Raw genomic sequence first — 11,022 nt, 5'->3', positions numbered from 1 at the left:
GTCGGGAGGGGTGTTGATGACGTTCCGGATCAGCGCGGCGAGCGCCGGCACCGCCGGGTGGGTGGGTGGTTCGGGCCACACGAGCAGCAGCGGCAGCCCCGGCGCGTCGGGCAACGGGCGGTACGCCACGCCGGGGTGGCGGTGGACCTCCGCGGTGGACTCCACCGACACGCCCACCGCCCGCCCGGCCGCGATGGCGGCCAGCCAGTCGTCGGTGTTGGCGACGGGCAGCGTGGCGGCGGGGCGGGCGTCCGGCGGCCACAGCTCCGGCCTGGTCGATCCGGAGACGGTGTTCACGGCCACCGGGTGCGCCGCGAGGTCCGCCAGCGTCACGCTCTCCCGCGCGGCCAGCGGGCTGTCGGCGGGGACGGCGGCGATCCGCGGCTCGGTCATCAGCAGTTCGACGTGGAAGCCCTTCCCCGGCGCGGGGGCGTCGCCCTGTACGCCGCTGCCGGTGCCGCCGCGCAGCAGTGCGGCGTCCACCCGTCCCTGGCTGAGTCCCGCCGTGCGCTCGTCGATCCGCAGCAGTTCCAGCGGGATGTCGGGGCGGGCGCGCTGCCAGGCGCGCAGCAGGGGCGTCGTGTGGTCGCCGAGCGCGGACCAGGCGTGTCCGAGCCGCAGCGGCCAGTCGCCGAGCGTGGCCGGGTCGAGCGCCGCCTCGACGGCGGCGACGGCCGCCCGCGCCCGGGGCAGCAGGGCGTGGCCCGCCGGGGTCAGTTCCAGATGGTGTGTGGACCGGTCGACCAGCAGGACGCCCAGATGCGTCTCGAGCTGCCGCAGAGTCCGCGAGAGGGCCGGTTGGCCGACGTGCAGCCGCCGCGCGGCGCGGGTCACGCCGCCCTCCTCGGCGATGGCGAGGAAGCAGCGGAGGTGACGAAGCTCGACGGTCATGCCCGTCAAGCATAACCGCAGCGCGAAAGGCATTTCCCAGCCGGCAGAAAGGCTCGTACCGTCGATTGGGTGAGTGACTCCCGGCTGACCGAGACCGCTTCCGCTCCCCCGCCCGCGTCCGCCACGGCCGACCGCGGGGGCCCTGGGCCGGACGCCGGCCCGGCGCCGGGCCGTCCGCGGTACACCGCCGGGCCGCTGCTGCCGGTGGCGCTGGTGGTCGGCGGGATGTTCTCCATGCAGTTCGGCGCGGCCGTGGCGGCGCTGCTCTTCCCCCAGGCCGGTGCGGCCGGCATGGTCTCGCTCCGCCTCGCGCTGTCCGCGCTGCTGCTGCTCGCGCTCTGCCGCCCCACTCTGCGCGGCTACCGCCGGGCCGACTGGGCGGTCATCGCCGGCTTCGGGCTCGCGCTCGGCCTGATGAACATGCTGTTCTACCAGTCCATCGCACGCATCCCGCTCGGCGCGGCGGTGACACTCGAAGTGCTCGGTCCGCTCACGCTGTCCGTACTCGCCGCCAGGCGGCGGATCAGCTGGCTGTGGGCGGGGCTCGCGCTCGCCGGGGTGGCGCTGCTCGGCCGGGGAGGCTTCGACGGGCTCAACCTCGCGGGTGTCGCCTACGCGCTGGGCGCGGGCGCGCTGTGGGCGGCGTACATACTCCTCTCCGCGCGGGCCGGCAGCCGCTTCCCGCGGGTCGACGGGCTGGCGCTGGCGATGTCGGTCGGTGCCGTCGTCAGTCTGCCGTTCGGGGTTGCGGAGGCGGGCGCCACGCTGGTCGAGCCCCGCATCCTGGCGTTGGGCGCGGCGGTCGCCGTGCTGTCCTCGGTGCTGCCCTACTCGCTTGAGCTGCTGGCGCTGCGGCGGTTGCCCGCGGCCGCCTTCGCGATCCTGATGAGTCTGGCGCCCGCGATCGCCGCCGTGGCCGGGCTGGTGGTGCTGGACCAGCGGATGGGCGTCCTCGAGGCGTTGGCGATCGCCCTGGTGGTGGCGGCCAGCGCCGGAGCGGTGGCCACAGGGCGGCGCGGACGGAGCTGACCGCCCGCCCGGCGCTCGGCCGTGCGGGCGGACCGGCCGGCCCGGAATGCCCCTCGGGTGAGGGGCCCGGGCCGGCCGGTGCCGGGGAGGCGGCCGTCAGCGGTCGAGGAGTTCGCGCATCTGCTTGATCTCCGCGCTCTGCGACCTCTCGATCTCCTTGGCCATGTCCTTCGCCGGCTGGTAGGCGCCGTCCTTCTGCTCGGTCCTGGCCATCTCGACGGCCCCTTCGTGGTGCTTGATCATCAGTTCCAGGAAGGCGGTGTCGAAGGCCCGGCCGGAGGACTTCTCCAGCCTGCCCATGTCCTCGGGGCTCATCATTCCGGGCATGTCGTGACCGGCGTGGTCACCGGCGTCGTCCGGCCGGGGCACCGGCTCGCCCCAGGACCGCAGCCAGCCGCTCATCTTCCTGATCTCCGGCTCCTGGGCGTCCTCGATCTCCTTTGCGAGCTTCCTGACCTCGGCCGAACCGGCCCGGTCGGTGGCCAGCTCGGCCATCTCGAGCGCCTGCCGGTGGTGCGGGATCATGCCCGTCGCGAAGGCCACGTCGGCGCTGTTGTGCTTGCCGGGGGACGCCGGTGCCGACGGCGAGCCGTTGCCGTGGCCGCCGGAGTGGCCGGGGCTGTCCGAGCCGTTGTCGCCGCAGGCCGTGAGGGCCGCCAGCGCGGTGAGGACGGTGACGGCGCCTGCGACGCGCCGGACGAGGGGGCGGTGAGAGTGCATCGTGTCGTTCAACTCCTGTGGGGCCACGCAGCGCTCGGGCGCGTGGCTACGCGGAAAACGGGGCTCGGCGCGGACGGCACGTCGGAGGGACGGCCGGCCGCGGGGCCGCCTATATGCGGAGGAGTTGGAGTTCGGCGAGAGAGGGCGGCGCGCGGCTCGCGGAGACGGCCGGGGCCGTCCGCCCGAAGGCCGGCACCACGTCGATCGTCCCGCCCGGTTCGGAGGCCTGCGCTGACAGCGCGGGCGCCGCGGAGACGCCGCCCGCCGCGCAGGTCCCGTCGGCGTGCCGGGGGTGGCCCCCGCCGCCGCCGTGGGAGCAGGCCTGGTCGGCCCGGGTGGTCGTCTCGGCCCGCTGGCCGGGGCGCGGCGGGTGGGAGTCGGTGGTGGCGCTGTGCGGGGCCGTCTCGCCGGACGTCGCCGCGGACGGTGCCGTGGGCGATGCGGACGATGTGTGCGGGTGCGCCTGGTCCGCCGTCCTGTGGTGGTCGGCGGACCAGGCGCGGTCGAGGCCGCCGGCCGGGCTCAGCCCGTGCATGCCCAGCAGTCCCACCAGTACGGCCAGGATCGCCGACGCCAGACCGAGACCGCCGAGGCGGCTGCGGAGCTGGCGGGTGCTGGTCACGCCCCCATGGTACGGACCGGCCCGGCGGACGGGGCGGCGGCCCTCTCCGTCTCCTCCGGCACCCGGTAGCCGGGCACGGAGGGCCAGCGCACGGTGAGTACGACGGACTCCTCCTCGGCGTACCAGGAGTGGTCCACGCCCTTGCCCCACACCACGTAGTCGCCCTGTTCCTTCAGCAGGACGCTGCGGCCGGGGAGTTCCACCCGGAAGCGGCCGCTGACGAGTACCAGCAGCGCCGTGCGGCTCTCGCCCGTGACCCACTCGGCGCGCTCGTCGCCGGGCGGGTGCACGCCCCACTTGATCTCGACGTCCTCGCTGTGGCGCGGGTCGTCCGCGTCCTTGAAGTGGCCGAGCAGCCAGCCCCGGTCGAGGGCCGCGTCGTGCCCGGCGTTGCCGACGTACACGCCGCCCCCGCGGCTTCCGGCGTCCACACGGCTTCCGGCGTCGGCGGGGCTTCCGGCGTCGGCGGGGCTTCCGGCGTCGGCAGGGCTTCCGGCATCGGCGGGGGTGTCACACAACCTGTCCTCCATGTCCCGCGACGCTAGCAGCGGGGAAATCCGGTTGCCCGGTCGGCCCGCTCGGGTGTTCGCTCCCGATCATGCCCACGCCGACTCTGCGCACCGACCGCCTGTCCCTCACGCCCTACCGCGAGGCGGACGAGGACGACTTCGTCGCGCTCTTCCAGGATGAGCGGGTGGCCTGCTGGATGGGCGACGGCGTCGTGCCGTCGGAGGACGCGGACCGGGCGCTGTTCCGGCGGATCTTCAGCAAGGTGTACGCCACCGACCTGTTCGACGTGTGGGCCGTGCGCAAGGACGCCGAGCTGGTCGGCCACGCCGAGATCAAGCACACCGACGAGGCCGGCGGGCACGAGGTCGTCTACGCGCTCGCGCCCGCCCACTGGGGTCATGGTCTTGGCCGGGAGATCGCCACCGCCGTCCTCCGCCACGGCTTCGAAACGCTGGGTCTGGAGCAGGTGCACGCCACCGTCGACGCGCGGAACGAGGCGTCGCTGGGCCTGCTGGACGGGCTCGGCTTCCGCCGGTTGCGGGACGTCGAGGAGCCGGACGGTGGCACCACGCGGCATCTGGCGCTCGGCCGCCCGAGCCTCGTCACAGCTCCTTGACGAAGGAGACGTCGGCGTGGCCGCCGGGCAGGCCCTCGATCCGGCCGGTCTCGCGGTAGCCGAGACCGGCGTAGAAGGGCGGCGCCTGGAAGGTGAAGGAGGAGACGATCATCTGCGCGCAGCCGCGGGCGCGTGCCTCCTCCTCGGCGGCCGCGATCAGCCTGGCGCCCACGCCCTGCCCGCGTGTGTCCTCCCGCACCCACAGCATCTCGATGCCGCCGCAGCGGCCCCAGTTCCAGCCGCTGAGCCCGCCCAGCAGCTCGCCGTCGGCGTCGGTGATCCGCACGGTCAGCTCGGTGACCGGGATGCCGGTGGCGCGGGTGTTGAACGCGGTCAGTTCGGCGTCGAGCCGCCTGTCCAACTCCTCGTCGCCGTCACCGACGCTGAGGGTGCCGGCGCCGTGAGTCGGCGCGGTGGTGTCGGGGGTGTTCCGGTTGATCGTGTGGGGGTTCGTCACGGCTCGGAGTATCGCACCGCGGCGGAGCGCGGACCATGGGTTTTCCCGCCGGGTCACTCGTCGTTCGGGCCGCCGGCGGTCAGCTTCCGCGTCTGCGTGCGCACGACCGCTTCGGGGATGACCGCCTTTGCCGGCTCCAGCAGGTTCATCGAGTAGTAGACGGCGACCGTGGAGTCCACCCGCAGCACGTTGAAGAGGATCGGCAGCTTCTGCCCGTCGGCCTCGCCGACCAGTTGGTAGGCGAGCGCGTCGTCGGCGCCGCCGGCCCTCGGTCGTGGCAGCTCCTTGGCCTCCGTGTACGCGGCCAGTCCCTCCTTCGCCGTCGTCTCGAAGCCGTCCGCGCATCGTTCGACCGCCCGCCGCAGGCCCCGGAACAGCGTCTCGGCGCCCTCGGTGTCGTAGGCGGCGAGCGTGCCGAAGAGGATGAGCCCGCTGGGGTCGTGTGCGTCGGCGGTCGGGTGGATGGTGCGGTACACCCGGGCCGACGGTCGCGGCTCGGGCTCGCCGGCCATCAGGCCCACCAGCGGCTGGCACTCGGTCTGCTTGGCCTTCTCCTCTCCCATGCCGTCCAGCTCCTGCTCGGACGGGATGCGGATCCGGAAGTCGGGGAGGTCGCCCTGGGCGAGGGCGTAGCGGGCCAGTTGGTTGTCGGACAGCTCGCCCCGGGCCGGCTTCTTCGGCCACGCCGGGGGCTCGGTGGGGTCGGTGGTGTCGTCGGTCGGCTCCGGCGGGGAGGCGGCCGGCGGCTCACCGGGCTCCGACGAGTCGCCACAGCCCGTGGCGGTCAGGGCGGTGAACGCCGTGACCGCCGCCAACAGGGCGGCCGTGGCGGCGCGGCGGGCGGCGGCGCGGCGGGCTGGGCGGCGGATCGTCATCTCGCGGGCTCCGGACGGCTGGCGGTCGTTCGCGGGGCCGGTGGGCCCACGCGCGGCCAGTGTGGCACGAAGCCCCGGCTCGACGACGTCCGACAACGACGTCCGACGGCGGCGTCCGCTTGCGGCGTCTGCTTGCGGCGGCCGGCCTCAGCCCTGGGGCGCCGGCTGGAGGAGGACGAAGTCCGCGCCGAACGGGTCGGAGCAGACGGCCAGCCGGCCCACGCCCTCGGCGTCCTCCGGGCCCATCTGCACGCTTCCGCCGTGCTCCGTGACCCGGGCGACGGCACCGTCGCAGTCGTCCGTCGCGAAGACCGGGTGCCAGTACGGGCGGCCACCGGTAAGCGGCAGCGCGTCCGCCGGCATCTCCATCAGTCCGCCCTGCATGCGCTCCTCGCTCAGCCCCTCGGGCGTGATGAGCGAGTAGACGCCGCCTCCCGCCGGCAGCGGCATGTCCTGGGTTTGCCAGCCGAAGAGCGTCCCGTAGAACTCCTTCGCGCCGTCCGCGTCAGTGGTGTAGAGCTCCGTCCAGCACAGGGAGTTGGGCTGGTCGGTGACCTCTATGCCCTCGTTGCTGCCGGGCTGCCACACAGCGAACTGGCCACCGAGCGGGTCGCTGAGCTGCGCCAGCCAGCCCTCGCCCTCGGCGTCCATGGGGGCCATCCGGACCGTGCCGCCCATCCGCTCGGCCTCGGCGACCGTGGCCTGGACGTCGTCCGTGCGGTAGTAGATGATCCACGCCGGCCGGGCGCCCTCCTCGGTGAGCCGGCCCAGGCCGCCGACGACCTTGCCGCCGCTGCGGAAGACGCCGTACTGGTGCTCGTCGTCCTCCCCCATCGCCTCGAGTTCCCAGCCGAACACCGCCCGGTAGAAGCCGGCGGCGGCGCCCGTGTCGGGTACTCCGAGGTCCAGCCAGCAGGGGGATCCCTTGACAAAATCAGTGGTGATCATGGGAGAAGTCCCTTCGCAGATCCCTGACAGCTCCCAGGATGGCACCGGCCACTGACACTCGCCCCTGTACGGGGCATCCCCGCAGGTCAGCGCACGTGTACAGCCCCCGGGTCGTCAGGCTCTGGCGGGGGCGTCGGCGGCTCCTACGTCGCTCTCTCGGGCCCACAGCGAGCGGACGTGGCCCAGGTGCCGGGCCATGCACGCCTCGGCGCCGTCGGCGTCGCCCGCCAGCATCAGGTCGAGCAGTTCCAGGTGCTCCTGCGCGGACGGCAGCAGTTCCCCGGCCTCGTCCAGTGCGGTGAGGCCGTAGAGCCGGGACCGCTTGCGCAGATCGCCGACGGTCTCGACGAGGCGTTCGTTCCCGGCGAGCCCGAGCAGACCGAGGTGGAAGCGCCGGTCGGCCTCCAGATAGCCGATGAGGTCGTGCTCGCGCGCCGCGCGCACGATCTCCTCGGCGACCGGACGCAGCGCCTCCAGGTCTGCCCGCGCGGCCTCCCGGGTGACCCGGCGCACGGTCGGCACCTCGATCAGGGCGCGGATCTCGGTGTACTGGTCGAGGTCCCGCTCGTTTATCTCGGTGACCCGGAAGCCCTTGTTCCGCACCGGTTCGACCAGGCCCTCCCTGGCCAGGTCGAGCATGGCCTCGCGGACCGGGGTGGCGGAGATGCCGAAGTCCTCGGCGAGCCCGGGTGCGGAGTACACCTGGCCCGGACGCAACTCGCCGGAGATGAGGGCGGCTCGCAGGGCGTGGGCCACCTGGTCGCGCAGCCGTTCCCGGGCGGTGATCAGGTTGGGCTGGCTCAGGTGCCCCATGGTTGTTCCCTTTCGTGCCGCTGGAGGTCTCAGGTTAGCCCAGCGTGCAATGTCACGTTGTCCCCTGTTGCGAGGAACGCGTCGGGGCCGCAGGGTACGGCGGTCGGTCAGGGGTGGAGTGTGTAGGTGCGGCTCGAGGTGTAGAACTCCAGTGCCGCCCGGCCCTGTTCCCGTGGACCGTGCCCGGAGGCCTTCGTGCCGCCGAACGGGAGGTGGAAGTCGACGCCGGTGGTCGGGGCGTTGATGCGGATCATCCCGGTGTCGAGCCGGTCGAGACCGTGCAGCGCGGCGCCGAGGTCCGCCGTGTGCACCGAGGTGACCAGGCCGTAGCGCACGGAGTTGGCGATCCGCACCGCCTCGGTGAGGTCGGCGGCGGGCAGCAGCGCCGCGACGGGTCCGAACACCTCCTCGGTCAGCAGCTCGTGGCCCGGTGGTACGTCGTGTGCGAGCAGCGGTGTCGTGAACCAGCCGTCGCCGCCGGGGGGTGCCGCCCCGGTGACGGTCGGCAGGCCTCGGACGGCGTCCCGCACCCGGTCCCGGGCCCGTTCGGAGATCAGCGGCCCGCACACGGTCGCCGGGTCGGCCGGGTCGCCCACCCGCAGGGCGCGCAGCGCCCCGGTCAGCGCCTCACGCAGCGGTTCGAGCGCCGAACCGACCGCGATCACCCGCCCGGTGGCCGTGCACTTCTGTCCCGCGTAACCGGCGACGGCGGCGGCGATGTGTCCGGCGGCGGCGCCGATGTCGGCGTCCGGCAGCACGAGGGCGGCGTTCTGCCCGCCGGTCTCCGCCTGGACGGGCACCCCGTGCGCCGCCGCCGTACCGACGACCGCCGCGCCCACGGCGGAGGAGCCGGTGAAGGACACCACGTCGGCGGCGGACACCAGCGCGCCGCCCTCGGCCGCACCGCCCGGCACGACCGTCAGCACCCCGTCGGGCAGCGACTTGGCGGCCAGCTCGGCCAGCCGCAGCGCGCAGGCCGTGGCCTCGGGCGCGGGCTTGAGCACCACCGTGTTGCCCGCCGCCAACGCCGGTGCCGCCTTCCAACCGGGGATGGCCAGCGGGAAGTTCCAGGGGGTGACCAGCCCGGCCACCCCGTACGGGCGCCGCCTGGTCAGCAACAGCCCCGCGCCCGCCGCCGGTTCGTGGACCGCGCCGACGGGGTCGTAGCTCAACTGCGCGTAGTAGCGCCAGATCGCGACCGTGCGGTTGACCTCGGCGCGCGCCTCGGACAGCGGCTTGCCGACCTCCCGCACGGCCAGCGCGGCGAGTTCGTCGGCGGCGGACTCGATCGCCTCGGCGACGCCGGTCAGCGCGGCGGCCCTGACGGCGGGACCACCGATGTGCCAGTCGGGCTGAGCGATCCGGGCCCGCGCCACGGCGGCCCGTACCGCAGTCTCACCGGGTGGCGTCAGCTCCACCACCACGTCGGCGGGGGCTGCCGGGTTACGGGAGACAAGGCGGTCCTCGGGAGTGGTCGCAGCGGGAGTGGTCACAGCAGGAAGCCTCCGGGAAAGGGGTCGGTCGGGTCGAGGAAGAACTGCGCGGTGCCGGTCAGCCAGGCCCGGCCCGTAATCGTGGGCACCACCGCCGGCAGCCCGCCGACCTCGGTGGTGGCGACAAGTCGGCCGGTGAACTCCGAACCGATGAAAGACTCGTTGACGAAGTCCCGCTCCAACGGCAGCAGGCCGCGCGCGTGCAGCTGCGCCATCCGGGCGGAGGTGCCGGTGCCGCAGGGCGAGCGGTCGAACCAGCCGGGGTGGATGGCCATGGCGTGTCGTGAGCGAGTGGCATCGGAGCCGGGAGCGGCGAGGTAGACGTGTTTGAGTTCGCCGATGTCCGGACGTTCGGGGTGGATCGGCGGGTCGGTGCGGTTGACGGCGGCCATGACCGAGAGGCCCGCCGCGAGCAGTTCGTCCTTGCGGGAGCGGTCGAACGGCAGGCCGAGCGCGTCGAGTTCGACGATCGCGTAGAAGTTCCCGCCGTAGGCGAGGTCGTAGGTGACCGTGCCGAAGCCGGGCACGGCCACCTTGCGGTCGAGCCCGGCGCAGAACGCCGGGACGTTGGTGAGCGTGACGGACCGCGCGGCGCCGTCCGCCACCCGGACGTCGGCGGTGACCAGGCCCGCCGGAGTGTCGAGCCGGACGGTGGTGACCGGCTCGGTCACCGGCACCATGCCCGTCTCCACCAGCACGGTCGCCACCCCGATCGTGCCGTGCCCGCACATCGGCAGCAGCCCGGAGACCTCGACGAAGACCACGCCGAAGTCCGCCTCGGGGCGCACCGGTGGTTGCAGGATGGCGCCGCTCATCGCGGCGTGACCGCGCGGCTCGTACATCAGCAGGGTGCGCAGATGGTCCAGGTGCTCGGAGAAGTACAGCCGTCGCTCGGCCATGGTGGCGCCCGGGATCGTGCCGATGCCGCCCGTGACGACCCGGGTCGGCATGCCCTCGGTGTGCGAGTCGACGGTGTGGAAGACGTGGCGGCTGCGCATGTGTCGGCCCCTCGGTCTGGTCGGCGGGTGAGTGGCGGGATGGTGTCTCAGCGGTGGCCTTCGGCCATGGCCTTCTCGGTGGCCGCCCGCACGACGGCCTCGACATCCGGCGGCAGTCCGAGCCGCGGCGGCCGGCAGGGCCCGCCGTGGCGGCCGACGATGTCCATCGACACCTTGATGGCCTGCACGAACTCCGTCTTCGAGTCCCAGCGCAACAACGGGTGCAGTGCTCTGTAGAGCTCCAGCGCGCGGTCCAGGTCGCCGCCGACCGCCGCCCGGTAGAGCGAGACGCACGAGGCCGGGAAGGCGTTCGGGTAGCCGGAGATCCAGCCCACGGCCCCGGCCACGGCCAGCTCCAGCAGCACGTCGTCGGCGCCGGCCAACAGGTCCAGTTCCGGCGCCAGTTCGGCCAGCTCGTAGGCGCGGCGCACGTCGCCGGAGAACTCCTTGACCGCCACGACGTGGCCGTCGGCGTGCATGGCGGCCAGTAGTCCGGGGGTGAGGTCGACGCGGGTGTCGCTGGGGTTGTTGTAGGCGACGACGGGCAGCCCGACCCTCGCCACCTCGGCGTAGTGGGCGCGCACGGCGCGCTCGTCGGCGCGGTAGGCGTTCGGCGGCAGCAGGAGCACGCTGCCGCAGCCCTCGGCGGCGGCCAGCTCGGCCCAGTGGCGAGCCTCCGCGCTGCCGTAGGCGGCGACGCCCGGCATCACCCTGGCGCCGTCCCCGGCAGCGGCCACGGCGGTGCGGACCACCGCCGTGCGTTCACCGGCGGTCAGCGACTGGTACTCGCCCAACGAGCCGTTGGGGACGACCCCGTCGCAGCCCTGTTCTATGAGCCAGCGCACGTGCTCGGCGTAGGCGTCGTGGTCGACGGACAGGTCGTCGCGCAGCGGCAGGGCGGTGGCGACCAGGACGCCGCGCCACGGCCGGCTGCGACTCCACTCCGCCTGGGTGGTCGATGGGGAGCTGCTCACGGAAGGTCTCCTCTGTCGGTGTCGGATCGCGCGGGGCGGGTGTCGGCGGTCGAGGGATCGGAGATGGGGTCGGCGG

13 protein-coding genes are annotated in these 11,022 nt (G+C 73.8%); 2 read left to right on the top strand and 11 right to left on the bottom strand.

The window, feature by feature from the left end; genetic code table 11:
* Window positions 1-891, bottom strand: an 891-nt coding sequence (locus tag FNX44_RS17475; RefSeq protein WP_143649208.1) for a LysR family transcriptional regulator, incomplete at its 3' end; no start/stop codon positions are given.
* 69 nt (window positions 892-960) lie between these two features.
* On the opposite strand from FNX44_RS17475, the gene FNX44_RS17470 reads away from it, so the two are divergent.
* Complete coding sequence (locus tag FNX44_RS17470) at window positions 961-1,920, top strand: EamA family transporter (protein WP_323369412.1); 960 nt, start codon at window positions 961-963, stop codon at window positions 1,918-1,920.
* A gap of 96 nt (window positions 1,921-2,016) precedes the next feature.
* On the opposite strand, the gene FNX44_RS17465 is transcribed toward FNX44_RS17470, so the two are convergent.
* The 3 genes from FNX44_RS17465 to FNX44_RS17455 all read right to left on the bottom strand — a co-directional run bounded on the left by FNX44_RS17465 (window position 2,017) and on the right by FNX44_RS17455 (window position 3,666).
* Window positions 2,017-2,640 (bottom strand): DUF305 domain-containing protein, encoded by a 624-nt coding sequence (locus FNX44_RS17465; protein WP_143649207.1) that lies wholly within the window; start codon window positions 2,638-2,640, stop codon window positions 2,017-2,019.
* A gap of 109 nt (window positions 2,641-2,749) precedes the next feature.
* On the bottom strand, window positions 2,750-3,262 hold the full coding sequence (locus FNX44_RS17460) for a DUF6153 family protein (RefSeq protein WP_143649206.1): 513 nt from the start codon (window positions 3,260-3,262) through the stop codon (window positions 2,750-2,752).
* The gene (locus tag FNX44_RS17455) at window positions 3,259-3,666 is read right to left on the bottom strand and encodes a cupin domain-containing protein (protein WP_143649205.1); all 408 of its coding nucleotides are present in this window, start codon (window positions 3,664-3,666) and stop codon (window positions 3,259-3,261) included. Before FNX44_RS17455 ends, FNX44_RS17460 begins: the two co-directional genes overlap by 4 nt.
* Window positions 3,667-3,860: 194 nt before the next feature.
* Between FNX44_RS17455 and FNX44_RS17450 the strand changes: the two genes are divergently transcribed.
* Window positions 3,861-4,388 (top strand): GNAT family N-acetyltransferase, encoded by a 528-nt coding sequence (locus FNX44_RS17450; protein ID WP_143649203.1) that lies wholly within the window; start codon window positions 3,861-3,863, stop codon window positions 4,386-4,388.
* Here the strand turns inward: FNX44_RS17450 and FNX44_RS29000 are convergent.
* From FNX44_RS29000 to FNX44_RS17420, 7 genes are all read right to left on the bottom strand, one after another.
* Window positions 4,375-4,845, bottom strand: coding sequence for a GNAT family N-acetyltransferase (locus tag FNX44_RS29000; protein WP_323369410.1), 471 nt, complete (start codon window positions 4,843-4,845; stop codon window positions 4,375-4,377). The genes FNX44_RS17450 and FNX44_RS29000 overlap by 14 nt on opposite strands.
* Before the next feature lie 53 nt (window positions 4,846-4,898).
* Window positions 4,899-5,720: a hypothetical protein gene (locus tag FNX44_RS28995; RefSeq protein WP_228449964.1), complete on the bottom strand. Its 822-nt coding sequence runs from the start codon at window positions 5,718-5,720 to the stop codon at window positions 4,899-4,901.
* Window positions 5,721-5,867: 147 nt separating this feature from the next.
* The gene (locus tag FNX44_RS17440; RefSeq protein ID WP_143649201.1) at window positions 5,868-6,668 is read right to left on the bottom strand and encodes a VOC family protein; all 801 of its coding nucleotides are present in this window, start codon (window positions 6,666-6,668) and stop codon (window positions 5,868-5,870) included.
* A 114-nt stretch (window positions 6,669-6,782) separates the two neighbouring features.
* Window positions 6,783-7,481, bottom strand: a complete 699-nt coding sequence (locus tag FNX44_RS17435; protein ID WP_143649200.1) for a GntR family transcriptional regulator — start codon at window positions 7,479-7,481, stop codon at window positions 6,783-6,785.
* Between the two features lie 107 nt (window positions 7,482-7,588).
* Window positions 7,589-8,974: an aldehyde dehydrogenase family protein gene (locus tag FNX44_RS17430; protein ID WP_143649199.1), complete on the bottom strand. Its 1,386-nt coding sequence runs from the start codon at window positions 8,972-8,974 to the stop codon at window positions 7,589-7,591.
* Window positions 8,971-9,972 carry a proline racemase family protein gene (locus tag FNX44_RS17425; RefSeq protein ID WP_143649198.1) on the bottom strand — a complete coding sequence of 334 codons (1,002 nt, stop codon included), beginning with the start codon at window positions 9,970-9,972 and terminating at the stop codon, window positions 8,971-8,973. The genes FNX44_RS17430 and FNX44_RS17425 overlap by 4 nt, the downstream gene beginning before the upstream one ends.
* Before the next feature lie 47 nt (window positions 9,973-10,019).
* Window positions 10,020-10,946 (bottom strand): dihydrodipicolinate synthase family protein, encoded by a 927-nt coding sequence (locus FNX44_RS17420; RefSeq protein WP_143649197.1) that lies wholly within the window; start codon window positions 10,944-10,946, stop codon window positions 10,020-10,022.
* Window positions 10,947-11,022 lie beyond the last annotated feature (76 nt).

Origin of the sequence: Streptomyces alkaliterrae (genome assembly GCF_007097205.2) — a bacterium.
Classification (GTDB): domain Bacteria; phylum Actinomycetota; class Actinomycetes; order Streptomycetales; family Streptomycetaceae; genus Streptomyces; species Streptomyces alkaliterrae.
Note: the sequence above shows the minus strand (reverse complement) of the source record. Positions and strands in the feature narration are given on the sequence as shown.

Excerpts from the sequence above, each read along its gene's own strand:
- FNX44_RS17465 (WP_143649207.1), bottom strand. The coding sequence starts at position 2,640 with ATGCACTCTCACCGCCCCCTCGTCCGGCGCGTCGCAGGCGCCGTCACC.
- FNX44_RS17450 (WP_143649203.1), top strand. The coding sequence starts at position 3,861 with ATGCCCACGCCGACTCTGCGCACCGACCGCCTGTCCCTCACGCCCTAC.
- FNX44_RS28995 (WP_228449964.1), bottom strand. The coding sequence starts at position 5,720 with ATGACGATCCGCCGCCCAGCCCGCCGCGCCGCCGCCCGCCGCGCCGCC.
- FNX44_RS17440 (WP_143649201.1), bottom strand. The coding sequence starts at position 6,668 with ATGATCACCACTGATTTTGTCAAGGGATCCCCCTGCTGGCTGGACCTC.
- FNX44_RS17435 (WP_143649200.1), bottom strand. The coding sequence starts at position 7,481 with ATGGGGCACCTGAGCCAGCCCAACCTGATCACCGCCCGGGAACGGCTG.
- FNX44_RS17425 (WP_143649198.1), bottom strand. The coding sequence starts at position 9,972 with ATGCGCAGCCGCCACGTCTTCCACACCGTCGACTCGCACACCGAGGGC.